This is a genomic window from Sphingomonas sp. PL-96, from assembly GCF_020707215.1.
Taxonomy (GTDB): Bacteria; Pseudomonadota; Alphaproteobacteria; order Sphingomonadales; family Sphingomonadaceae; genus Sphingomonas.
The window spans coordinates 1-22200 of record NZ_JAJFET010000008.1; the positions used below are offsets into that span (position 1 = coordinate 1).

Annotated in this window: 22 protein-coding genes, 1 tRNA gene and 1 pseudogene; 14 read left to right on the top strand and 10 right to left on the bottom strand. The window is 66.5% G+C overall.

Going from position 1 to position 22200, the window contains the following annotated elements:
• Window positions 1–58 precede the first annotated feature (58 nt).
• The 3 genes from LK533_RS13860 to aat all read left to right on the top strand — a co-directional run bounded on the left by LK533_RS13860 (window position 59) and on the right by aat (window position 1793).
• Window positions 59–424: a hypothetical protein gene (locus LK533_RS13860; RefSeq protein WP_229363671.1), complete on the top strand. Its 366-nt coding sequence runs from the start codon at window positions 59–61 to the stop codon at window positions 422–424.
• Between the two features lie 159 nt (window positions 425–583).
• Window positions 584–967, top strand: coding sequence for a hypothetical protein (locus LK533_RS13865; protein WP_229363672.1), 384 nt, complete (start codon window positions 584–586; stop codon window positions 965–967).
• Between the two features lie 88 nt (window positions 968–1055).
• Window positions 1056–1793 (top strand): leucyl/phenylalanyl-tRNA--protein transferase, encoded by a 738-nt coding sequence (gene aat / locus LK533_RS13870; RefSeq protein WP_229363673.1) that lies wholly within the window; start codon window positions 1056–1058, stop codon window positions 1791–1793.
• Between the two features lie 35 nt (window positions 1794–1828).
• Here aat and LK533_RS18000 read toward each other — a convergent pair.
• From LK533_RS18000 to LK533_RS13895, 5 genes and pseudogenes are all read right to left on the bottom strand, one after another.
• Window positions 1829–2062: pseudogene (locus tag LK533_RS18000) on the bottom strand (DUF2155 domain-containing protein); the annotation flags it as partial.
• A 209-nt stretch (window positions 2063–2271) separates the two neighbouring features.
• Window positions 2272–2664, bottom strand: a complete 393-nt coding sequence (locus LK533_RS13880; RefSeq protein ID WP_229363674.1) for an NADH:ubiquinone oxidoreductase subunit NDUFA12 — start codon at window positions 2662–2664, stop codon at window positions 2272–2274.
• Window positions 2665–2747: 83 nt separating this feature from the next.
• Window positions 2748–3248 (bottom strand): DUF192 domain-containing protein, encoded by a 501-nt coding sequence (locus tag LK533_RS13885; RefSeq protein ID WP_229363675.1) that lies wholly within the window; start codon window positions 3246–3248, stop codon window positions 2748–2750.
• On the bottom strand, window positions 3245–3835 hold the full coding sequence (locus LK533_RS13890; protein ID WP_229363676.1) for a cold-shock protein: 591 nt from the start codon (window positions 3833–3835) through the stop codon (window positions 3245–3247). Before LK533_RS13890 ends, LK533_RS13885 begins: the two co-directional genes overlap by 4 nt.
• A 29-nt stretch (window positions 3836–3864) precedes the next feature.
• On the bottom strand, window positions 3865–4608 hold the full coding sequence (locus LK533_RS13895; RefSeq protein WP_324255306.1) for a regulatory protein RecX: 744 nt from the start codon (window positions 4606–4608) through the stop codon (window positions 3865–3867).
• Here LK533_RS13895 and LK533_RS13900 point away from each other — a divergent pair.
• The 5 genes from LK533_RS13900 (at window position 4577) to nusG (ending at window position 8194) form a co-directional block, all read left to right on the top strand.
• Window positions 4577–6310, top strand: a complete 1734-nt coding sequence (locus tag LK533_RS13900) for a fatty acyl-AMP ligase (protein ID WP_229363677.1) — start codon at window positions 4577–4579, stop codon at window positions 6308–6310. The genes LK533_RS13895 and LK533_RS13900 overlap by 32 nt on opposite strands.
• A 75-nt stretch (window positions 6311–6385) precedes the next feature.
• A tRNA-Trp gene (locus LK533_RS13905) sits at window positions 6386–6461 on the top strand.
• A gap of 222 nt (window positions 6462–6683) precedes the next feature.
• A complete protein-coding gene (locus LK533_RS13910; protein WP_229363678.1) occupies window positions 6684–7262 on the top strand; it encodes a YqaA family protein in 579 nt (192 codons plus the stop codon).
• Window positions 7263–7449: 187 nt separating this feature from the next.
• A complete protein-coding gene (secE, locus tag LK533_RS13915; protein WP_229363679.1) occupies window positions 7450–7647 on the top strand; it encodes a preprotein translocase subunit SecE in 198 nt (65 codons plus the stop codon).
• Window positions 7648–7657: 10 nt separating this feature from the next.
• On the top strand, window positions 7658–8194 hold the full coding sequence (gene nusG / locus LK533_RS13920) for a transcription termination/antitermination protein NusG (RefSeq protein WP_229363680.1): 537 nt from the start codon (window positions 7658–7660) through the stop codon (window positions 8192–8194).
• Window positions 8195–8571: 377 nt separating this feature from the next.
• On the opposite strand, the gene LK533_RS13925 is transcribed toward nusG, so the two are convergent.
• Both LK533_RS13925 and LK533_RS13930 read right to left on the bottom strand, forming a co-directional pair.
• A complete protein-coding gene (locus tag LK533_RS13925) occupies window positions 8572–10863 on the bottom strand; it encodes an AAA family ATPase (protein ID WP_229363681.1) in 2292 nt (763 codons plus the stop codon).
• A 700-nt stretch (window positions 10864–11563) separates the two neighbouring features.
• The gene (locus LK533_RS13930) at window positions 11564–12640 is read right to left on the bottom strand and encodes a hypothetical protein (protein ID WP_229363682.1); all 1077 of its coding nucleotides are present in this window, start codon (window positions 12638–12640) and stop codon (window positions 11564–11566) included.
• A 174-nt stretch (window positions 12641–12814) separates the two neighbouring features.
• Here LK533_RS13930 and LK533_RS13935 point away from each other — a divergent pair, with 174 nt between their 5' ends.
• From LK533_RS13935 to rplA, 4 genes are all read left to right on the top strand, one after another.
• Window positions 12815–13150 (top strand): DUF6481 family protein, encoded by a 336-nt coding sequence (locus LK533_RS13935; RefSeq protein ID WP_229363683.1) that lies wholly within the window; start codon window positions 12815–12817, stop codon window positions 13148–13150.
• Window positions 13147–13830 (top strand): spermidine synthase, encoded by a 684-nt coding sequence (locus tag LK533_RS13940; protein WP_229363684.1) that lies wholly within the window; start codon window positions 13147–13149, stop codon window positions 13828–13830. Before LK533_RS13935 ends, LK533_RS13940 begins: the two co-directional genes overlap by 4 nt.
• Before the next feature lie 176 nt (window positions 13831–14006).
• On the top strand, window positions 14007–14438 hold the full coding sequence (gene rplK, locus LK533_RS13945; RefSeq protein ID WP_229363685.1) for a 50S ribosomal protein L11: 432 nt from the start codon (window positions 14007–14009) through the stop codon (window positions 14436–14438).
• A gap of 4 nt (window positions 14439–14442) precedes the next feature.
• Window positions 14443–15135, top strand: a complete 693-nt coding sequence (rplA, locus tag LK533_RS13950) for a 50S ribosomal protein L1 (RefSeq protein ID WP_229363686.1) — start codon at window positions 14443–14445, stop codon at window positions 15133–15135.
• A gap of 151 nt (window positions 15136–15286) precedes the next feature.
• On the opposite strand, the gene LK533_RS13955 is transcribed toward rplA, so the two are convergent.
• Together LK533_RS13955 and LK533_RS13960 are read right to left on the bottom strand one after the other, a co-directional pair.
• Window positions 15287–18340 (bottom strand): TonB-dependent receptor domain-containing protein, encoded by a 3054-nt coding sequence (locus LK533_RS13955; RefSeq protein WP_229363687.1) that lies wholly within the window; start codon window positions 18338–18340, stop codon window positions 15287–15289.
• 160 nt (window positions 18341–18500) lie between these two features.
• Window positions 18501–19061 carry a L,D-transpeptidase family protein gene (locus LK533_RS13960; RefSeq protein ID WP_229363688.1) on the bottom strand — a complete coding sequence of 187 codons (561 nt, stop codon included), beginning with the start codon at window positions 19059–19061 and terminating at the stop codon, window positions 18501–18503.
• 419 nt (window positions 19062–19480) lie between these two features.
• Here LK533_RS13960 and rplJ point away from each other — a divergent pair, with 419 nt between their 5' ends.
• Window positions 19481–20002, top strand: coding sequence for a 50S ribosomal protein L10 (rplJ, locus tag LK533_RS13965; protein WP_229363689.1), 522 nt, complete (start codon window positions 19481–19483; stop codon window positions 20000–20002).
• 54 nt (window positions 20003–20056) lie between these two features.
• On the top strand, window positions 20057–20437 hold the full coding sequence (rplL, locus tag LK533_RS13970) for a 50S ribosomal protein L7/L12 (RefSeq protein ID WP_229363690.1): 381 nt from the start codon (window positions 20057–20059) through the stop codon (window positions 20435–20437).
• Window positions 20438–20763: 326 nt separating this feature from the next.
• On the opposite strand, the gene LK533_RS13975 is transcribed toward rplL, so the two are convergent.
• Window positions 20764–22050: a hypothetical protein gene (locus LK533_RS13975; protein WP_229363810.1), complete on the bottom strand. Its 1287-nt coding sequence runs from the start codon at window positions 22048–22050 to the stop codon at window positions 20764–20766.
• Window positions 22051–22200: the final 150 nt, after the last annotated feature.

Here is a 22200-nt window from a genome sequence, read left to right on the forward strand (position 1 = left end):
TTCTGGTTCGTCCGCTCCAGAGGTTGGAGCGGACGAACCAGAATCAGGAAGGAACCCCATGGCCAAGGCCCCCGCTTCGCGTCGCCGCACTGCCTCCACCGCCCCCACCCGCTCGCGGCTGGTCACTGCCGGCATCGGCCTGGTCGGCGTCGCGCTGGGCCTCGGCGGCTGGCTGATCGCCCGCCAGCAGCGCGAGACTCGCGCAGGCGACGTCGGCACCGGGGAGCATGTCCCGGTCGACCTCGCCCTCGACAAGCCGCACCCCGGCCCCAACGACCGCGCGCCAGAGGCTTTCCGCCCCGATCCCACCGCACCCGTGCCGGCCGGCGAGCGCGACGCGCTGCGCCCCGCTACCGGCCCTGCGCCCAGCCTGGTCCAGGATCGCGGCGCCATGCGCAGCCAGACCGGCAGCAGCAACGCCTGACCGGTGCCGCCCCCTGCGGGCGGTATCGCTCCCATCGGCGGCGCCCTTGCGGCGTCGCCGGCGGCGGGGCGCTGTCATGTTGCGGCACAGCATTGGCATGCCTTTGTAATATCCCCATGCTTGACGGGGCGTACTGCATGCGCAAAGCCGGAAACCGCTATGAAACGCTCCCTTCTCCCCACCGCCGCCGCCGCCCTCGCGCTGACCCTTCTCGCGGGCTGTGACCAGAAGACCGAGACCGTCGATTCCCGCGCGCCGGACCCGATGGCCTCCCAGCTCGCCAACGCTGCTCCGGTGGAACTGCCCCCGGCGGTGAAGGCGACCAGCACCTTCCGCTGCAAGGACAACACCCTTGTGTACGTGGACTTCTTCGCGGGCGACAAGCTGGCGAACCTGCGCACCGAAAAGGGCGGCACCGCGACCGCGCTCAAGGCCGAAAAGGCGGGCGATCCGCTCACGGCTGAGGGCTACAGCCTGACCGGCACGCCCAAGACGATCACCCTCACCCGCCCGGGCAAGCCGGCGCAGAGCTGCAAGGCCTGATCTTCCTTTTCCGACCTGACCCGAAAGGGCCGGTGGCACGCGCCGCCGGCCCTTTTCTTTGGGCTTTCCTAACGGCTAGGTGTCGGGCATGACCGGCCCCGTCCTTCTCGATCCACAGACGGTGCTGCGCGCCTATGCGATGGGCGTCTTCCCGATGGCCGACTCCCGCGACGCCGACTCGGTCTTCTGGGTAGAGCCCAAGCGTCGCGGCATCCTGCCCCTCGACGGCTTCCACTGCTCGCGCTCGCTGAAAAAGACGATCGCCGCCGACCGCTTCCGCGTCACCGCCGACCAGGCCTTTTCGCAGATCCTGCAGCTCTGCGCCGAGTCGGCCGAAGACCGCCCGGAAACCTGGATCAGCGACCCGATCGAACAGGTGTTCCTCCGCCTGCACGCCCTGGGCTACGCCCATTCGATCGAATGCTGGGACGGGGATCGCCTCGTCGGCGGCCTCTACGGCCTGGCGCTCGGCCGGGCCTTTTTCGGGGAAAGCATGGTCAGCCGCGCGACCGACGCGTCCAAGGTCGCGCTCGCGTGGCTCGTCGCCCGGCTGCGCACCGGCGGCTTCACGCTGCTCGACTGCCAGTTCCAGACCGATCACCTCGCCACGCTCGGCGTGGTGGAGATCGACCGGATGGATTACTCGGTGCTGTTGGCCGCAGCGCTCGGCGCCGGTGCTTCCGACCCCGCGGGTACAGGGGCGGAAGACGCACCGCCCGCCGACTTCTTCGCGCTCGACCGGCTCGCCCCGCCGCTCGGCGCCGCCACCGTGTCCGGCCCCGTCTCCGGAAAGCGCATCGTGCAGCTCTTGGGCCAGACGTCGTAGATCGGGTGCTGCACCACGTTCAGCGCCGGCCGCTCCTTGAACAGCCAGCCCGAGAAGGTCCGCCGCCAGCGACGATCTGCACCGCGCACGTCCAGCTGCACGAACGCGCCGGTATATTGCTCCTGCTCCCACGGCGCCGTGTGCTCGCAGGCGCGCAGGCGGATAACCGCATCCCCGATCCGCCGCGCCTCGCCCGGCTTCATCGTGATGTCGCGAGTCTCGCCGTTGCGCTTGTTGAGGAACCCTAGCACCGCGACCCGCTCGGCCATCGGCGTGGCGCCGGGGACGGCGACCGCCTCGCTGCTCGCATCCACCGTCACCACGTCAGCGGAAGGCGCCCCGCCATCGCCCGCGTCGAAGGCCACAGCTTCCGGGTCCGGCGCCCCTGCAGGACGCGGGCCGCTCGGGCGCAACCAGAACCAGGCTCCCGCCGCGACCAGTACCGCCAGTACCAGCCCGATCAGGGCCAGGCGGCGGTTCACGCGTCGGGGCTCCACGCCTCATAATCGCCAGTCGCACGGACACGGTGGCCGCCCTGGTCGAGCGCACCCGGCGGCCGCCACGCAAGCGGCGTGCCGGTGTGATTGCCCTCGGCCGGCTTCTCCCAGGCACGAACCGGCGGCAGCGCCTCGCTCGGCAGGCCGTCGATCTGGTGGTGGAGCCAACTGAACCAGTCGGGCGGCACCAGGCTCGCATCGTTGTTGCCGGCGTAGATCACCCAGCGACGCGGCTGGCCGTTGGTGTCGCTGCCGCCCTGGTAATAGACGTTGCCAAGCGAGTCGGTGCCCACCTTCGTCCTGCCGCGCAGTGCAAGCGTGGTGCCGATGGTGGCGCCTTCCCACCAGGTGAAGATCGATTTGAGCATGCCCATGCGCTGCCGCTTACCCCTGCCTGCGTCCGCCAGCAACCGGCTTCGCACGTTCCGCACCGCGAAAGCCGCGCGTCCAGTGTCGGTTACTTGGCGGCGACGTCCTTCCAGCGGACCTTGTCGCCCTCGGCAATGCCGAGTTCGGCAGCGCGCCCGCCGCGGATCTCAAGCACGGCGCTGACCGGCTCCCGCGAGGACACGGGCGACTCTGAAAAGGGGATGGTGTTCTCCGCCAGCGTCGCGACCGTGCCGTCGGGACGGATGAACAGGATGTCGAGCGGCGACGGCGTGTTCTTCATCCAGAAGCTCGCGGCACGCGGGGCCCCGCCGCCTGCCGGATACGGCGCGAACAACATCCCGCCGTCCTGCGGGATGCTGGTGCGATACATCAGGCCGTCTTCCTGCTCCTTGGTCGTGCGCGCGACCTCGACGTCGAAGCGGTGCGGGCCGCCCGCGCTCTCGACGGTCACTTCCGTGCGCGGTAACGCAGTTGCCGCCTCGCTGGCCCCCGTGCCGTTCCCCGTGCACGCCCCACACAGCGCCACCGCCGCTGCGACCAGCGCCGCCTGCACGCTCTTCTTGATCACGCCTGTACCCTCTCAACCACCACGGCGAGCAACCCGCGCTCGCCCGTTATCACCCGGGCCTGCATCGGCTCGTCGGGCTCTACTTCCTCGATACCGCCACGGCGCAGTGTTTCCATATGGACGAACACATCGGCTCCGTCGCTTTCGCGCAGCAGGAAGCCATAGCCCTTCAGGCGATTGAACCATTTGACCGAGACGGCCTCAAACGCACCCGCGGAGGCAATGAGTTCTGCGCGATCCGCCCGCAGCGGCGCGCGGGGTCGCCGCTCCTCCACCGCCTCTGAAAGGTCGATGGACAGGATTTCGCGCGCTTGCAGGCCACGCTGCCGCCAGCTTGCCACGCATTCGACGCGCGCACCCTCCGGCAAGGTTCGCCGCCCGTGCGGCTGCAACACCGAAAAATGGACCAGAACGTCCCCGTGTTCCGGATCGTCGGCAACAATGAAGCCAAAGCCTCGAGTCACGTCGAACCACTTGACCACGCCAGAGACGGCCACGGCCGCATCCGCGAGCCGCGCTGATGTTTCCTGATCTTCGCGCGCCTCGCCTTCGTGGTCGAGCGGTGCGCGCTGCGATTCCGCACGCATCTTTCAATTTCCCCCGGCCAAAAGACCTATCATAGCTCCCAGTCGATTGGCGACGTTTTGTTTCGGGATTGCTGTCCCGACACAAATCCATGTTCCTCCCCGGGCTTCAGGCGCACCACCTGCCATGCGAGCGATGGCGAATGCCCGGCCCGCATCATCGCCGCAACATGCTTGCGGATCGTCTCCGGCGCACTCGCCTCCTGAGAAAAGGGGCCAATTCTTCGTCGCTTAGCAAAGCGGATTGCGCTTTCAGCGGCGTCGTTTTCGTCGGCGGCAGTTGCGGCCTCTACGTCCTGCGCCTCTACACCAGCATGGCGGAGCGCCTGCTCCACCCGACGGATACCCAGCCCCTTGCGGCCCATCGACGCAGCCTTGTTCTCGGCAAAAGCACGGTCGTCGACATAGCGTAGCTCTGCCATGCGTTCCGCCAGCGAATCGATCTCGGGCGCATCTGCACCTTCCCACCCGCGCTCGCGCAGCTTACGGGCGAGATACTGGCGCAGCCGTGCCCGGGTGGTGGCATATCGCTCGACATAGCGGAGCGCCAACCGCTCGAGCGCCGCTTTGTCGAGGGGCTTGGGCGAGCGGTCGGGACGGCGGGCGTAGGACATGCGCCATGTTTGTGCCACACTGGCCAGTGATTTTGAACGGGATTGCCGGGGCGCCAGGCTGTCGCGCGTTCGCGCGCTGGATGCGGGCCGTCGCGACAGGAAGGACGCTTTTTTGACAATGAAGACCGATATGGAAGCCACGGCCCCCGCCGGCACGCCCACGACCGACACGCTGCCGCGCCGTTTCGCGGATTTCCAGACGCTGGGCGAGGCGCTGGACTATGCCGCCTCGGGCGTTCGCGGGCTGAACTTCCATGACGCGCGCGGAACCTTGGTGCGCGCCTATTCCTACGCCGAAGTGCGCGAGGATGCGCTGGCCCAGGCACGGCGCCTGATCGCAGCGGGTGTGCATCCGCAAGAGCGCATCGCGCTGGTCGCCGAAACCGGCCCGGAGTTCGCCAGCCTGTTTTTCGGCGTCATCTATGCCGGCGCCTGGCCGGTGCCGCTGCCGCTGCCCACCTCGTTCGGCGGGCGCGAAGCCTATGTCGAGCAGCTGCGCGTCCAGCTTTCGAGCTGCGACCCGCGCATGCTGATCTTCCCCCCGGAGCTGGCGCAGATGGCGGGCGAAGCCGCGCGGGTTGCGGGAGTCGAGGGCATCGACTGGGCCGAGTTCGCCGAGCGCCCCGCGCCCGAAACGGCGCTGCCCCAGGCGAACGGCGACGACATCGCCTATCTGCAATATTCCAGCGGCTCGACGCGCTTTCCGCACGGCGTCGCGATCACGCACCACGCGCTGCTCAACAATCTGGCAGCGCACAGCCATGGGATGGCGCTGGTCGACACCGACCGCTGTGTCTCCTGGCTACCCTGGTATCACGACATGGGGCTGGTCGGCTGCTTCCTGTCTCCAGTCGCGAACCAGGTTTCGACCGACTATCTCAAAACCGAGGATTTCGCGCGACGCCCGCTCGCCTGGCTCGACCTCATCAGCCGCAACACGGGCACCACCCTGTCCTACTCGCCGACATTCGGCTATGATATCTGCGCGCGCCGCATGTCGTCGCAGACCAAGGCGTCGGACCGGTTTGACCTGTCGCGCTGGCGCGTGGCGGGCAATGGCGCCGACATGATCCGCCCGGACGTGATGCAGAGCTTCGTCGACGCGTTCGGGGACGCCGGCTTCCAGGCCTCCGCCTTTCTTCCGAGCTATGGCCTGGCCGAGGCGACGCTGGCGGTATCGATCATGCCGCCGGGCGAAGGCATCCAGGTCGAGCTGGTCGAGGAGACCGAGCTGTCGGGCGGCGATCGCCACGGCGACCGTCCGCAGCGCTTCCGCGCCATCGTCAACTGCGGCAAGCCCGTACGCGACATGGTGGTCGAAATCCGCGAGGAGGATGGCACCCCGCTGCCTGAGCGCGCGATCGGCAAGGTCTGGTGCAAGGGGCCGTCGGTGATGGTCGGCTATTTCCGCGACGAGGCGGCGACCGAGGCCTGCATGGCCGACGGTTGGCTCGATACCGGCGACATGGGCTACATGTCCGAAGGCTATGTCTACATCGTCGGCCGCGCCAAGGACATGATCATCGTCAACGGCCGCAACCACTGGCCGCAGGACATTGAATGGGCGGTCGAGCAGCTCCCAGGCTTCAAGGCCGGTGACATCGCCGCCTTCGCGATCACCACGCCGGGTGGCGAGGAGACGCCCGCCGTGCTGGTACAGTGCCGCGCCTCGGACGACGCCGAGCGCCAGCGGCTGCGCGAGGAGATTCGTGAGCGCGTCCGTGCCGTCACGGGCATGAACTGCGTCATCGAACTGGTGCCGCCGCGTACGCTGCCGCGCACCAGCTCGGGCAAGCTCAGCCGTGCCAAGGCGCGCAACCTCTACCTCAACGGTGAGATCAAGCCCTACGACATCGCGGCCTGATCGCGCGTTTCCGGTCGATTTGCACGCGCACGGCTCTTGCCCCCGGCGGAAACGGGGGATAGAGGGCGGGGCGATAGGAGTGTAGCTCAGTTGGTAGAGCATCGGTCTCCAAAACCGAGGGCCGTGGGTTCGAGTCCCTCCACTCCTGCCAGCATCTGCCGCCGCCTCGCCTGAGGCGGCGGCAAGATCCTCCGCCACCAGCGCTCTGATCTGTGGACGTTCCAGGATCGCTGCTGCGCTCTCCCATCTTCCCGTAGCGCCGCTTGCCTGGCCTCCTTGCGCCGCCTAGGAAGTCGCCGCCTGGCGCAGTTGCGGCAGGGTTTCCTCGGGCGCGCCTTAGCAGCATGTCGCCCGCGCTTTTCGGGACCTGTGGATGTTTCGCGCGCTCTACGACTGGACGCTTCGCCTCGCCAACCATCGCCACGCCGTCCGCAGCCTTGCGGTCGTGTCGTTCTGCGAGAGCTCCTTCTTCCCCATCCCGCCCGACGTCGTGCTGGTGCCGGTGGTTCTGCAGCATCGCGAGCGCGCCTACCGCATCGCCGCCATCTGCACGATCGCGTCGGTTCTGGGCGGGGCGCTCGGCTATGCGATCGGCTATTTCCTGTGGGACAGTCTGGGCCAGTGGCTGATCCACCTCTATGGCCTGCAGGACAAGGCCGACGAGTTCCAGGCGTGGTATGCCAAGTGGGGCGCGGCGATCATCCTGATCAAGGGTCTGACGCCGATCCCGTTCAAGCTGGTGACGATCGCGAGCGGTCTAGCCAAGTTCAACTTCGCGGCCTTCCTGGCCGCGGCCGCAGTGACCCGCGCCTTCCGCTTCTTCCTCATCGCCTTCCTGCTCAAGCGCTACGGCGCACCGGTGCAGGCGTTCATCGAGCGGCGGCTGAACCTGATCGGCATCGCCGTGCTGGTGGCGCTGGTCGGCGGGTTCCTGCTGGTCGGCCTGCTCTGAGGCCGACCTGGGAGGCCCCGCGGCCCTCCCCCGCCCGCTCCCCAAGCACCGCTTGCGCGCTGCGGGCTTCGTCGCTAGATACCAAACCCAATCCGACAGCGTGGATGGCCTGCACCGGTCCTGAGAGGGACCGGGCAGCGGACCCTTGCCCCGCGGTCGGTGACGCACAAGATTTTCAGGTGAAACAGTGGCGAAGACATCTCCGGCAGAGTTCATCCGCCAGGTTCAGACCGAGACCAAGAAGGTCACGTGGCCGACCCGCCGCGAAACGGTCATGACGGCGGTGATGGTGGTCATCATGGCGACGCTGCTGGGTGTCTTCTTCTTCACGGTCGACTCCGGGTTCGACGCGATCGTGAAGCTGCTGCTCAGCCTGGCCGCGTAAAGGATACTGCATGTCGCGCTGGTACATCATCCACGCCTATTCCGGGTTCGAGAACAAGGTCCGCGACCAGATCCTGTCGGACGCCACCCGCCTGGGTCTCGACCGGCTGGTCGAATCCGTCGAGGTGCCGGTCGAGACCGTGACCGAAGTGCGTCGCGGCAAGAAGGTCCAGTCGGAGCGCAAGTTCTTCCCCGGCTACGTCCTCGCCAAGCTCGACATGAACGACGACGTGTATCACCTGGTGAAGAACACGCCGAAGGTGACGGGCTTCCTGGGCAGCTCAGGCAAGCCGCAGCCGATCAGCGAGGCCGAGGCCGCACGCATCCTGAACACCAAGCAGGAAGCCGCCGCTGCCCCCAAGCAGAAGATCAAAGTCGATTTCGAGATCGGCGATTCGGTCAAGGTGCTCGACGGTCCGTTCGCCAGCTTCAACGGCCTGGTCGAGGAGCTCGACTTCGACAAGTCGAAGGTCAAGGTGTCGGTGTCGATCTTCGGCCGCGCCACCCCGGTCGAGCTGGACTTCGAACAGGTCGAGCGAAGCAAGTAAGGCGAAGCCGAACGCGCGACCGCTCCGGAATAGCCCCGCTATTCCGGAGACGGCGCCGACCGGCGGGCGGGTCGGCCCAGCCGAACCCGACCGACGACGCGGGATTCACTCCCGCGTCGGGACGCACGAGAGACATTGAAGGCCGGGGCGAAAGCTCCGGCTTTTTTGTTGGTTGACGGTCGATCCGCTACTTGCAGAGAGCGGCAGCTATGCCGCCCCGCCACGGTTGTTCAAGCTATCGAAAACCGTCGTTGAAAGCCGCCATTTGCGAAGCGGAAACTCAGCGTCATTGTGGCCAGCGGTGCGCGCGCTGAGAAAGCCATTATCTACATCTCTCGGTCTGGTATTACCCCAGGATAATTCCGGGCTGCCGGTAGTTAACGTGAGGCGAAGGCGATCGTCCGGGTGGCGAAGCCAAGCAGTTCTTGGTCATTGATGAGCGCAGTTTCCCAAGCCGGGTTGGTGTCATGGTGAAAGGCGTTTGCGTAATCGAGGAGCGCGCGCAGCTCGGTTGTTGCGGCCGTTGACATTATCTCGCTGGGCCCACCGTGCCGTTGCTGACAGATGGCGATGAATGGGCCAAGCAGCGTGCCTGGCGGAAAGGTTTCGGGGTGAGCCACCCGCATGAACGCTTCCAGGATTGGGCGGAGCGCCGCGGCGACCTCGCGCTCTCGCGCGGGATCGCTGGTCCGGAGATACTCCCGTACCAGCTCGTGCCGTCGATCGTGCGGCGTGAGCGTGTCCTGACGCACGTCCCAAGGGGCGAGCGTGGATCCTCCGGCGCTCCGCACAATCTGGAGGGCGCAGCGAGCAGTCCGATCCGCGCCTTCCCACACGGCGCAGAGGAACGCCTTGGAGTGGGACAGCACGATCATCTGACGCACTCGGCCATACAGCAGGCGCATTTCTTGGACAGTCGTGAGCCGCCGATGTTCATCCAGGCTCGTCATGGGATCATCGATGACCACGACCTTTTCGGCCAAGCGAGCGTCCTGATCGAGCGAGGCGAAGAAGAAGGCTAGGGCGAGGGCGTTTCGATCGCCGGCGCTGAGCGTGTTCTTGAACGAAGGGACACGATCGGCGCTCAACGCAACTGCGACGTTGTTGATGAGGACGCTGTAGCTGGCAGACGACCCGCCCCGGTTGTTCACCGACGTGACGGAGCCAAGCCGAAAGCCGGCATTGAAGCGGCCCAAATATTCGTTAATCGCGGCCTCGTAGGCGGGGAATACACCTGCCCGATATTGGTCGAGCGCGGCGCGCGCCTCGTCGCGGAATTTTTCCGTCGCCTTTTTGGCCGCCTTTTCCGCGAGGTATGCATCGCAAAGGGCGGCGGTGGGTGCCTGGTGCCGCGTCCTGACAGCGGTGAGCTTGGCGAGCTCGTCGGACAGCGTAGCCATGTCGGCGACCGCGACCTGCTCCTTGACGACGACGATCGACAGGTTGCGGGCGAGGAGCGTGTCTGAGAGTTCGGCAACCATCACGCGATGAACGTCATAGGCGTCGATCGCGGTTATGCGATCTGGCGGCAGCTCTACCGCATCGAGGGGCGCAGCGGCTTTCGCGCGTAGAATTGTGAGCACCGCGTCGCGAGCCACGCTCCAGGCGCGGACGATCGCGGCCGTGTCCATGTCGATATCGGGAACGTCGGTGAAGGGCCGCCAGAACTCCCGATTTTCCGCCGCAACGCGCACCGCTCGCTCGAATGCCGCCGGCACGTCGCCTCCATGCGTCGTGTTGATCCCCTTTCCGGTCTGGTTGATCGTGTTGCGGAGCTCGGCATAGGCATCGCTGAAATAGGCTTGGTAATGCCGGATCAGCGGGGAAGCCGCGAGATCCTGCGCACAGAAGGGGCATATTTCGCCGGGTTGGCCTTCCGACGCGCCGGCGATCTGCGTCATGCCTTCCCCTACCCATGCCTCCCCTTCTCGACCGAGGCGGCGGAGGTGAGCCTTTACACGCGCCGCGGCGTCCGCTTCCAACGCCGGTAAGCCGCGCCCAAGCAAGGCATTCAGACCATCGCGATCGAAAGTTGGTAGAGATAGCTCCGTAAAGACCGGCCGCACCCGGACCGCCCCGGCGGCCTGAGCCGCGGATAGGCTTTGCTCTGCCCTAGCGATTCTCGCGTCGATCACCGGATTGACCGCGAGCTTGCAGAAAGCATCGACGGTCAGCGTGCCGCGAGCCGCGGCGGGTATGGCATCAGCCTTCAGGCGCAGCGCGCGGTTATGCTCCTCGATCCGTTCGACATGGCCTTGAAGGGCGCTGTTCAGCGCGACACCGCGGGCTCCTAGGATCAGTTCATGCAGGTTCTGCTTGTGCGCCGTCTCGATCGAGATGCCGGAGCAAACATTGGCGGCGACGAACCCGTCGTCGAACACGGCTATGTCGGGATGAAGCACCGACCACGCGCCGTTCTGATAGGTAAATGGCGCCCCGGCCGAAGCCAGGACGATATGCGGCGCATGAGCGGAACCAAGCCGTCGCCGCTCCTCGATCAGCGCCGTGTCGCCTGTGCCAAGCGAGCGCAGGATAGTGGCGAGTGTCGTCTTGCCACGACCGTTCTCAGCATAGATCAGCGATAGCTTGGCGAGCGGAGCCTGCGCGCCGGCGGTGACGGAACCGAACTGTCCAATGTTCCGCAGAAGTTGAAGTCGCTCGATTGTCATCCTGCCCCCTTCAAGGCAGCATAGCGGCACCACCAACAGCGTGGAAGATCAACATCATATGGACCAGAGCGCACCTGACGACCTCCGACGCATATGGAAGCAGGACGAGATCCCCGTCATTGTCCGCAAGGGAAAGGGGCACAAACTCAGGGTCAAGCTACCTCAGCCCAGTGATGGATTCGAAGAACGACGTGCAGCCTGCTCTTTTTTACAAGCGGTGCGGCCTCAGGGCCGTCAGCCCGAGTGGCTTGATCGCTATAAAGGCTGGGAAGTCACCCAAGACTGGTTCAGCGATCTTGTTGATCACATCCTCAGCCAGCACCCCAAGCTCTACATTATCCAGCCCTATCGTGAGCAGGAGAAGTGCGCTTCGAGATGCATGAACGCTCAAGGGCATGAATGCCAATGCTCATGCATGGGCGCTAATCATGGTGCCGGCGGTCCGGGTGCCGGTTGGTTCGAGGTCTCAGAGACATTTGCGGCCCGTTGGGGTGAGTCATATCTTGCATGTCGGCTGATGGAGAGGACGTCTGCTCCATAGTTAGCCGTTGCGCATCTTCCCCGTTTCAAGACTGCAAGTTCAAAGGATCGTCATTTGAGAGAGGGGGCGAATGTCCATTTGTCGAGATTGACGGCTAATAAGCTGTCGTTCCGCTGACGGCCCAATTTTCGCCGGCGCCAGCACCTCCAACCAACTCCCCTACCCCTTCCTATTCCGCCACGCCGCCCGCTCCGCAATCGTCCCGAACCGCCACCCGCCGAACATCGCGACATCGGGGTCCTGCACGCGACGGTTCTTCGGCTGCTTCAGGTCGCTGTCGTCGTGCGGGGGCAGCACCGGCACCCCCGCCGCCTCCGGCTCGACCGGCGGCGGTAGGTCCGGCAGCGCGGGCTTGCGGCGGGCGCGCTTGGCGCCCTCGCGCGCCTTGACTGCCGCCAGCGCGGGGGGCTGGGGCGCGGTGTGCTCGTGGGGCAAGGGCTGTGCCGGGGCGCCCTCCTTCTCCCAGAGGCGGGCGAGGGCGCGGTTCTCCGCCTCCAGCCCGCGGTCGCGGTACCAGAAGGTGGCGAGCCGCTTGCTGAAGCTGTCGCTGCCCTCCCCCCGGCGATAGCGGCGATCGGGGTCCTCGCGCTCCAGACGTGCGCTCTTCCAGTGGAGGCTGAGCAGCTGGAGCGCCTCGGCCGCGGTCATCGGCGGGATCGGCGGCGGGTTGTTGTGGCGCCAGCCGTCATGCGCGCAGCTTTCCGGGTCCATGTTGGAGAGCAGCGCGAGCTCCAGCCGCTCGTGTCCCAGCTTCAGCGCGAGCCGCATCTCCCGCGCGAAGCACGGGTCGACGCGGGCGCGGGCATAGAAGCTGGCGTGGCTGAACCCGGCTGCCGCCGCCGACAGCCGGACGTTTGCGGTGGCCGAAAGCGCCGCGAAGAACGCCTGCTCCGCCTCGCGGGTGATGCGGCCGGGGAGCGCCCGGCGCAGCTGGAGCCGACCGGTGCTGCGGCCGCGCACGACATGGGCCTCGCCGCCCCGGGTGCGTTGGCCGTGCGAGGGTGCGTCGGCGGGTGCCTCGGGTGCGCGGGGCTGCTGGCTCAACGCGGCATGGGCTAAGGCGAGGGCTGCGTCCCAATCGGCGGCGAAGGCGGCATCTTTGGTGCGGCGCTTGGTAAAGGTGCTGCGGTGGACGTCGAGCTCGCGCGCGGCGAGGCGGACGTTGCCGGTGCGGCGAAGCGCGGCGAGAAAGGCGAGGTTCTGGAGGGCCTGGGCGCGGGTGAACGGACGCGGCATGGCGGGGGTCTCCTGGGTCGGGGAGCGGCCGAGCGTCTGCCTCGAAATCCAACATTTCAAGTAGTTGGATCGGGTTTTGTCGCCGATGTGGCGCGCAGTGGAGACTCGGGCGCCATTTGCGGCTAAGGGCGCGTCACCGAGGCTGCGGCAATCGCGGCCCTAAACGGATTTCACATGGCAGGATATAAGACTCCCGATTTCTCCGAACGCGCCGCTGCGTCGAAGGCCGCCAAGCTCGCGGCCCTTGAGAAGCTGCGCAACAAGCCGGTCGCAGACCCGGCCGCGATCGCGGCCCGCGACGCCAAGGAGGTTGCGCGCAAGGCCGCGGCTGCCGAACGCCGCGCCGAGCGGCTGGCCGCAGCCGAAGCGGAAAAGGCCGCCAAGGTCGCAGCGGCCGAAGCCGCACGCGAGGCGGAAGCCGCCAAGGCGCCCAAGCCCGCCAAGACGGCAGAGGAACTGAAGGCGGCGCGCGACGCCCGCTACGCGGCGCGCAAAGCCCGCAAGCGGTGACCCCGCGCGAGCTGATCGACGTCGCCGAGGTGCCGGGGGGACCGCCGCTCCGGCTGGTCCGCCACGGCGGCGACTTCATCATCATGCTCGAACGCAACGAACTGATGAGCAGCCGGATGCGCGGTTCGGAAATCGCGCTGGGCACGATGACGTGCGAGCGGCTGGGCGGACGGCCTGCGCCGCGGCTGCTGATCGGCGGCTATGGCATGGGCTTCACGCTGCGGGCCGTGCTGGGGGTCGTGGGCTCCAAGGCCGAGGTGGTCGTCGCCGAGTTGGTGTCAGGCATCATCGAGTGGGCGCGTGGGCCGATGGCGGCGCTTGCCGACGGCTGCCTGGACGATCCACGCGTGACGATCCGCATGGGTGACGTGGGTGCCGCGATCGGCGACGCTGCGGTGGGTCCCGCCGCGACACGCTATGACGCGATCCTGCTTGACGTGGACAATGGTCCGGACGGGCTTACCCGGCAGGAGAATGATGGGCTCTATTCGGCACGCGGCCTGGCGCGGGCGCGTGCGGCGCTGCGGCCCGGCGGCGTGCTGGCAGTGTGGTCCGCTGGTACCGACCCGGCCTTTGCCAAGCGGCTCGCGCAGGCGGGCTTTGCGGTGGACGAGGTGCGGGTGCGCGCGCGAGAGAACGGCAAGGGGCCGATGCACGTCATCTGGTTCGCGCGCGTCTGACTGCCAAGTCTCACGCACTGCATTGCCAGCGCGCGCTTTTTCGGCTAGGCGCGCGCCTTCCAACGTCATGCGTGGAACCTTGTGCGGGAGGCGACTGCCCTTTGGGCTGCCGATCGAACCGCTAAACTTGAAAGGGGCGCGGCCGCATGGCCCTGCCCCGTTACAGAGTGAGAAACATGGCAAAGAAGATCACCGGCTATATCAAGCTGCAGGTTGCAGCTGGTGCCGCCAACCCGTCGCCGCCGATCGGCCCGGCGCTGGGTCAGCGCGGCGTCAACATCATGGAATTCTGCAAGGCGTTCAACGCGCAGACCGGCGACCAGGAAAAGGGCACCCCCCTTCCCACCGTCATCACCGTCTATGCCGACCGTTCCTTCTCGTTCGAGACCAAGACGCCGCCGGCGACCTATCTCATCAAGAAGGCCGCGAACCTGAAGTCGGGCTCGAAGGAGCCGGGCAAGGTTTCCGCCGGACAGATCAAGCGTTCGCAGCTGGCCGACATCGCCACCGCGAAGATGAAGGACCTGAACGCCAACGACATCGAGGCAGCGACCAAGATCATCGAAGGCTCCGCCCGCGCGATGGGCCTCGAAGTGGTGGAGGGCTGAGATCATGGCCAAGCTGACCAAGAAGCAGAAGAGCTGGACCATCGACAGCGAGAAGCTGCACGGCGTCGATGAGGCGATCGCGCTGGTGAAGACCAACGCGACCAGCAAGTTCGACGAGACCGTCGAAGTCGCGCTGAACCTGGGCGTCGACCCGCGTCACGCCGACCAGATGGTCCGCGGCGTGGTGACCCTGCCCAAGGGCACCGGCAAGACCGTTCGCGTGGGCGTGTTCGCTCGCGGCGCCAAGGCTGAGGAAGCCACGGCAGCCGGTGCGGACGTCGTCGGCGCCGAGGACCTGATGGAAGCCATCCAGGGCGGCAAGATCGACTTCGATCGCTGCATCGCCACCCCGGACATGATGGGTCTGGTCGGCCGTCTCGGCAAGGTGCTGGGTCCCAAGGGCCTGATGCCGAACCCGAAGCTCGGCACCGTGACCATGAACGTCGCAGCCGCCGTCGAAGCCGCCAAGGGCGGTCAGGTCGAGTACCGCGTCGAAAAGGCCGGCATCATCCACTCCGGCATCGGCAAGGCATCGTTCCCGGCCGAGGACCTGCGCGCGAACTTCGACGCGCTGGTCGACGCCGTGGTCAAGGCCAAGCCGGCTGGCGCCAAGGGCAAGTACCTCAAGAAGGTCGCGCTCTCGTCGTCGATGGGCCCGGGCGTGAAGGTGGACGTGGCCGAAGTCGCCACCGCCTGATCTTCGCCACCAGCGAAACCGAAGAGGGCCGGGAGCAATCCCGGCCCTTTTTGTTTGTGCGGCTCAAAGGCGCAGGCGATTGGCCTAGGCATGAAAAAGCCGCCCAGGACATCCTGGGCGGCTCAATTCTACGTCGTTCCGATGGTTCGGATCAGAATCTCGCGGTCGCCGACACACGGAAATAACGGCCCAACAGACCCGAAAAGTAGGTCTGGGTTCCAAAGCCGCCGGCAGGCACCGGATAGGGCGCCGACTTGTCGAATACGTTGTCGACGATCAGCTTCAAGCCGAACTGCTCGTTCACCTTCACGCCGACCGTGGTGTTGAACAGCCACCAGTCACCCACCCCCAGGATGTCGCGGGCGTTGTCCGCCTCGTCGATGTCGAACCGACCCTTGCCGGTGTAGCGGGCCTGGAACAGCAGGTTGAAGGCATCGCCTTCATAGGTGAGGTTCGCGGTGCCCGAGTGTCGCGGATAACCCACCTCGCCAGCGAGGTGGTCGATGTCGCCGGTGCCGACCTGTGTCTCCAGCTTGTCGCGGTAGAAATAGTTCACCGACAGGCCGAGCACGCCGCTGCTGTCGACGCCGACCCGGTCCAGCGGAAGCCGGTATGCAGCGGTGGCCTGAAGGCCTGCCGTCTCGTAGCTGGCGGCGTTGTAATAGCCTTCGGCGATGTTGGTGATCTGACCGTCGTCGTCGCGCGTGATCAAGCCGCAGAAGCTGCTCGGGAAGTCGGTGGCATCGTAGCAGGCATTCAAGATGTCCGTGCCGTCGAGGGAGGTGATCGCGCCCTTCAACTTGATGTCGATCCAGTCGACGGCAAGCGTCAGGCTGCGCGCGAACCGCGGTTGAAGGATCGCACCGAGCGTCCAGCTGTCGGCCTTTTCGTTATCCAGGTTCGGGTTGCCCGAAATCGTCACCGGGACCGTAAAATTGCTAAAGTTGGACACGAACGTGGTCGGGTTGATCCCGGCCGCGCGGCAGTTCGCCTCACGCGTGGCCGGGTTCGGGCCGCTCTGATAGTAGTTCTGATCGCAGGGGTCGTTGCCGCTGTCGAACGCGCGCGAAGTGGGGTTGAAGACCTCGGTGATCGCGGGCGAACGGATCGACCGGGTGAAGTTGCCGCGGATGGTGAAGTCGCGAATGAACCCGATGCGACCGCCCGCGGTCCAGGTCAGATCGCCACCTGACAGCGAGTTGTCGACATAGCGCGCAGCCCCATCGAACTCGAGCGTTTGGAGCCAGCTGAGCGCATTCCTGCTGGATACGAACGGGATCACCAGCTCGCCGAACACCTCGTTGGTGTGGAACTTGCCGCGGATCGGGTCGATCGGAATCGAACGCCCGTATTGGATGCGTGAGCCGTCGTCCTGCTCCTCGCCGTAATAGAACTCGCCCGGATCGAACGACGTTTTTTCCCGGCGATGCTCATAGCCGGCCGAAATGCTGACGTCGTTGCCGAACAGCGTGGCGATCGGGCCGGTGACGTTGGCGTTAAAGACCAGCTGCTCGTTGACCGAACGCGGGCGCGCGATCGCAAAGATATAGTCGCGCGCGGCCTGGCTGGCCTGGCCTTCACCAAGGATGTTGAGCGGCGCGCAGGTCGAGCTGATCGTCGCGACCGTGGCGCTGGTATAGCCCGGACGGCAGACGATGTTGCCGCTGGCATCGACCACCGCATCAAGCGCGTTTGCGAAGTTCTGCTGGACGAGCTCGTAGTTGCGCCCTTCGGTCACCGAGCGCCCATAGACGGCGGACGCTTCCCAGTTGAAGCGGCGGCTTCCAATGTTGAAGCCGCCGTCGAACCCACCTACGAAGCGGTAGGTCTCCACTGTCGCCTGCGACCGGCCGGTGGTGAGGTCGGTCAGCGCACGCCCGAGGTAGAATTCCTCCTGTCCCGGCTCCAGATTGGCCGCGATGGTCGCCCGGTCGGCCGCGCTCAGATACGGATTGTCCAGGCCGAGGATGATGTTGCCGTCGGCGGTACCTGCATCGTCGAACAGCCAGGTGTTGTAGTTTGGCTGGTCAATCAGATTCACGCCCTTGCTGTGCGAGTACCAGGCTTCGCCGAAGAAGCGGACGTCGTCGGTCAGCTCGTAGCTCAGCTGCGCATTGGCGAGGTACCGCTCCGAATTGGTCAGCAGATTAGTATAGGCCGGCAGGTCGAAGCCGTTGCCGCCGCTGCTGATATAGCCCTGGCGCATCTGGGTTCCGACATCGAGCGGAACCAGCGTACCGTCGCTGCCGAACTGGAGCAGCTGGCCGGCGGCATCGCGGATGCCGGAGCGGGAGACGAGCCCGTCGTCGGCGCTGAACGGAACGCCACCCGAGGTGAAGGCGGTGTAGCGCTGGTCCGGAAACAGCACGCGCTGGAAGTCGGAATCGCCGGTCGGAGAGCCGAAGAAGAGCCCCTGCGCGGTGCGGCTGCGCTGGCTCGCCACCAAGCCGGTCACGCGGTTGTACTCGCCCGACACGACGATGTTGCCGCGCCCGCCGGCGAAGTTCTTGCCGGCCAGCACGCTGATGCGGTTGTCCGGCGCGTCGCCGCGCTGCGAGATGCCGGTCTGACCCTCAATGCTCAGGCCTTCATAGTCGCGCTTCAAAATGATGTTCACGGTACCGGCGATCGCGTCGGAGCCGTAGATCGGCGCACCGCCGATTGCGACCGTCTCCACGCGCTGGACCAGCGTCGTCGGGATGTTGTTGAGATCGACCTGCGTACCGGCGGCGACGGGACCAAAGATGCTGGCCGTGTTCGACGAGACGAAGCGCCGGCCGTTGACAAGCACCAGCGTGCGCTGCGTACCGAGGCCAAAGAAGTCGACGAAGGTCTGCGCCGGGCCAAAGGACGACTGCGCGCCCACGCCGCTGTTGCCGGGAGGACCAAAGGCCGGAATTTCGGTCAGCGCCTGGCCGACATTGGTATAGCCGCGGTTCTCGATCTGCGCGGCGCCGATCACCTGGGTCGGCTGAAGGGTATCGAACTCCGGGCGCGCGATGCGCGAGCCGGTGACCACCACCTCATTGGCGGCTTCGGGCACGTCCTGCGTGACGGCGTCGGTGGCCTGCGACTCCGTAGTCGGCGAGGCCGACTGCGTGCCCGCCTGGTCGGCGCCCTGGGCAAGAGCCGGTGCAGCGGCGCCCAGAACAACGAGCGCGCTGGCACTCAAAAGCGCCTGACGGCGCAGCGACGGCATGGTCATGTTCGATCCCCTTCAAACCTGTGGGGAATGAACGCGGATCGAGCGCGTAGGTTGAAGCGCCGCACTCGGCTGTTCCGCATTAGGCATGATTTACTGACCCAGTTGCAGATGCGCAACAGGTCGGCGTCGCCGCCCAAAACCACGCTGCCCTAATTGCGCGTCAGTTATTCGAGGCGGTCTGCACACCCTCCCTGCCATATACTTCCGGCATCCAGTCGCGGGTCACCAAGACCGAGTCACCCTTCTTCGCCTGGGCATAGAGGAGGGCTGCGAATTCGTCGGGAACCCCGATGCAGCCGTGGGTGGCGTAGCGACTGTCGACGTCCTCGCCGGACCCGTGAATCGCAACGCCGCCCCAGGTCAGCCGCAGCATGTACGGCATGGGTGCGTTGTAGAGGTTCGAGACGTGATCACGATCCTTTTCCAGGATGGGGAAGCTCCCGGTCGGGGTCGGCTTGTGGTCCGCACCATAGATGATCAGCGTCCGCCCGATCTCCACGCCACCCCGATAGACATAGAGCCGCTCGCGACGCAGATCGACGACGATCGACAGCCTGCCCGGCGCCACGCCGTCCGCGGCCCATAGATATTCGCCAGGCTGAAGCGCCTCGCCGGTCTCCATCACGCTGTGGACGGCGGGAACGGGTGCAGCCAGTGCAGGAGCCGCCACGATCGCCGAGAGCAGCACCGGCGCGACGCAGCGCAACAACCCACCTCGCATGAATGCACCTTTCGAACCACACGACCTCGCGTCGCGCATTCCTTAACGCTCCGTTTACCTTATGTGGTTCCACGCTGCACCTTCCCCGGCCAAGTTGTTGGGCTGCGGCTGTTTCTTTCCGGGACGCGCGCAGCTTTCGCTTGCTTCGTCGCGCCGACCTGCTAAGGGCGCCACCTGATCCGGCGCCTCGTGCGTCCGGCTCGCCGTCCGAGACAGCAGGTGCCGGCTTCCGGCTTAATGTCCTGCCTAGACGGGGAAGGTGATTCTTGCCAGGTCTGCGAACGCAGTGCCGGGCCGCCATCGGGTTGATCCGCTGGCACCAGAGCCCATGCCCCTCGGACACGTCGCCCCCAGTGGTTCGCCACCGGGACATGTACCGGGCTGCGCCTCGCGCTCAGCCCATTTGTGAGGAGAACGGCATGGATCGCGCTCAAAAGAGTGAGCTGGTATCCGAGCTGAACCGCACCTTCAACGAGGTCGGCGTGGTGGTCATCACCCGCAACCTCGGGATGACCGTCGCCCAGTCGACGGCACTCCGTACGAAGATGCGCGAAGCCGGCGCCAGCTACAAGGTCGCGAAGAACCGCCTCGCCAAGATCGCAGCGGAAGGCACCGATTATTCGGTCATCGCCGACCTGCTGACCGGGCCGACCGCGCTTGCGACGTCTGCCGATCCCGTGGCTGCTGCCCGGGTCGTCAACGACTTCGCCAAGACCACGGACAAGCTCGAGATCGTCGGCGGGGCCATGGGCAGCCAGCTTCTCGACGCGGAAGGCATCAAGGCTCTGGCCGGGCTGCCGTCGCTCGACGAGCTGCGTGCAAAGATCGTGGGGCTCATCGTGGCACCTGCGACCAAGCTCGCGACCATCACCCAGGCACCGGCGGCGCAGATCGCCCGCGTGCTTGCGGCGCATGCGGACAAGGAACAGGAGGCCGCCTGATCGGCGCCCCTGCCCTGACTATCAAACCGAACTATCTGATTTTGGAGACTACACATGGCTGACCTGAACGCGATCGTCGACCAGCTGAGCGAACTGACTGTCCTCGAGGCCGCTGAGCTCTCGAAGCTGCTCGAAGAGAAGTGGGGCGTTTCGGCCGCTGCTGCGGTTGCGGCTGCTCCGGCTGCTGGCGGCGCTGCTGGCGGCGCGGCTGCTGCTGAAGAGAAGACCGAGTTCGACGTGATCCTCACCGGCGACGGTGGCAAGAAGATCAACGTCATCAAGGAAGTCCGCGCGATCACCGGCCTGGGCCTGACCGAAGCGAAGGCTCTCGTCGAGGGCGCGCCGAAGCCGGTCAAGGAAGGCGTGTCGAAGGACGAAGCCGAGAAGATCAAGGCTCAGATCGAAGGCGCCGGCGGCACCGTCGAAGTCAAGTAAGCTCTGTCCGGCTTCGGCCGGGCGGCTCTTGCCGACAAAGAAGAGGGGCGGCTCCGCGAGGAGCCGCCCCTTTTTTCGTGCGGGTGGAAGACGCTGCGGCGTCCTTCCTTCTTCTTGTTCGTCATTCTGACGGATGCCAGGAACGACTGCCGCTACGGCGACACCTTTGCCGTGCTCCTGCGGAGGCAGGAGCCCAGGGGCGTCATACGCCGCACCTGCTGTTTCGCTTGGCTCTGGATCCCTGCCTCCGCAGGGATACGACGGGCTCTGGGAGCGGACGGGCGCATAGTCGCGCCGGTAGCGCATCCAGAGCCGCGCAACAGCGCTCAGTCGCGGCGCACCTCGCCATGCACCCGCGCCTCGAGGCGGTCGACCATGCGGTCGCCGCGATCGAGGAACACCGGGGCGAGCTTGTCGCTGCCCTGGATCTGACGCCCCACGACAAAGGCAACGCGCGTGCGCGCCTCCCGCCCGTCGGCCCAGCGGTAGCGGGCGTCGATCGCCATGACCGGCACAAAGAAACGGCGCTCGCCCGCGGTCAGCGCGGGCAGGTTGTCGAGCGGCAGCGAAACCGTCGCCTCAAGCTTGCGCGGCTCGCCCGCCGCGATCGGGAACGGCTGAAGCTGCGCATGGGGCGGCATCTCGGCAAAGAAGCGCTCGAGATCGGCATCCTGTTGCGGGCTGGCGCCGAACAGGCCGGCGGCAAAGCGCAGTTCCGGCACCGGCACGTCAGTCGGATTGGCGGCACCGAGCTCGAAGCGGACTACGGCCTTGTCGCCTTCGGTACCCATAACCAAGGGCAGGAAGGTGAAGTCGAGCGGCGCACGGTCCGCGGCGGGCGCCTCCGGGACGGCGGGCGGGCGGCGGAAGGCGGTCGAGACGACCAGGCCTTCGGGTGCCGGGGTCGGACGAGTGAGGAAGCTGGGTGCTTCGGGCTCGGACGTGCTCGCCGGTTCGGGCGGTGAGACTGGACGGTTCAGGAAGCGGGGCTGTTCCGGGTTGGCGGCAGCGGCGACGGGGGCAACCGGTTCCGGCTGGACCACCGGCACCGGCGCCACGACAGGCTCCGGCGCTGCCTCGATTCCGTCGACTGCACCCTCCGCCTTGCCACGGCGCCAGAACAGCAGCGCGGCCAGCGCTGCAATCAACAACGCTGCGAGCAGAACCCACAGCAGCGAACTGCGCGACTCCCCTTCCGCCTCCGGAGCAGCCGGCGGAAGGCCGGTAGCCGCAACACTTGGCTCCGGCGTGGGTTCGTCAACGGGCGCCACCTCTGCAGGCTCCGGCTCTGCGGTTGGTGCCGCGGTGACAGCTGTGGGCTCGGCCGTTGGCACTGCCTCAGGCGTCGGCGAAGGCGCGGGCCGCGGCCGCGGCGTCGCGGTCGACGTGGGTGTCGCCGTCGGCTGCGGGCGGGCGGTGCGGCGCGGCGTCGGGGTGGGCGCAGGCGTGGCGTCCGGCGCGGGCACCACCGGCGGCTCGACTGCCGGCGGTGTCACGCTGTTGCCGGGCGGCAGCGTCCAGGGGAGTGGCACTGGGCCGGGCGTCGCACCCTGGGCGATTGCGGCCAGGGGCACGAGAAGAGCGGCGGTTGCAGCAATGGCGCGAATGGTCATGCGTTCCGCCAACGCCGATCCGCGGCGCCGCCGCCAGCACCCGACGCCGTGCACTGCGCCGGATCGTGCTCATGGCGCGGCGAGCCGAGGGGGCGATGGTTTTCCCTCGATGCTGCTGCTGCGGGCCAACGTCCGCGTTTCATTGACAGT

Bases quoted from the DNA above. Each gene is read 5' to 3' on its own strand.
- LK533_RS13880 (WP_229363674.1), bottom strand. From the start codon at position 2,664: ATGGGCATGCTCAAATCGATCTTCACCTGGTGGGAAGGCGCCACCATC.
- LK533_RS13925 (WP_229363681.1), bottom strand. From the start codon at position 10,863: ATGACAATCGAGCGACTTCAACTTCTGCGGAACATTGGACAGTTCGGT.
- LK533_RS13930 (WP_229363682.1), bottom strand. From the start codon at position 12,640: ATGCCGCGTCCGTTCACCCGCGCCCAGGCCCTCCAGAACCTCGCCTTT.
- rplL (WP_229363690.1), top strand. From the start codon at position 20,057: ATGGCTGACCTGAACGCGATCGTCGACCAGCTGAGCGAACTGACTGTC.
- LK533_RS13935 (WP_229363683.1), top strand. From the start codon at position 12,815: ATGGCAGGATATAAGACTCCCGATTTCTCCGAACGCGCCGCTGCGTCG.
- rplA (WP_229363686.1), top strand. From the start codon at position 14,443: ATGGCCAAGCTGACCAAGAAGCAGAAGAGCTGGACCATCGACAGCGAG.
- LK533_RS13890 (WP_229363676.1), bottom strand. From the start codon at position 3,835: ATGCGTGCGGAATCGCAGCGCGCACCGCTCGACCACGAAGGCGAGGCG.
- LK533_RS13900 (WP_229363677.1), top strand. From the start codon at position 4,577: ATGGAAGCCACGGCCCCCGCCGGCACGCCCACGACCGACACGCTGCCG.
- LK533_RS13960 (WP_229363688.1), bottom strand. From the start codon at position 19,061: ATGCGAGGTGGGTTGTTGCGCTGCGTCGCGCCGGTGCTGCTCTCGGCG.
- LK533_RS13865 (WP_229363672.1), top strand. From the start codon at position 584: ATGAAACGCTCCCTTCTCCCCACCGCCGCCGCCGCCCTCGCGCTGACC.
- rplJ (WP_229363689.1), top strand. From the start codon at position 19,481: ATGGATCGCGCTCAAAAGAGTGAGCTGGTATCCGAGCTGAACCGCACC.
- LK533_RS13910 (WP_229363678.1), top strand. From the start codon at position 6,684: ATGTTTCGCGCGCTCTACGACTGGACGCTTCGCCTCGCCAACCATCGC.
- rplK (WP_229363685.1), top strand. From the start codon at position 14,007: ATGGCAAAGAAGATCACCGGCTATATCAAGCTGCAGGTTGCAGCTGGT.
- nusG (WP_229363680.1), top strand. From the start codon at position 7,658: ATGTCGCGCTGGTACATCATCCACGCCTATTCCGGGTTCGAGAACAAG.
- LK533_RS13975 (WP_229363810.1), bottom strand. From the start codon at position 22,050: ATGACCATTCGCGCCATTGCTGCAACCGCCGCTCTTCTCGTGCCCCTG.
- LK533_RS13860 (WP_229363671.1), top strand. From the start codon at position 59: ATGGCCAAGGCCCCCGCTTCGCGTCGCCGCACTGCCTCCACCGCCCCC.
- aat (WP_229363673.1), top strand. From the start codon at position 1,056: ATGACCGGCCCCGTCCTTCTCGATCCACAGACGGTGCTGCGCGCCTAT.
- LK533_RS13955 (WP_229363687.1), bottom strand. From the start codon at position 18,340: ATGACCATGCCGTCGCTGCGCCGTCAGGCGCTTTTGAGTGCCAGCGCG.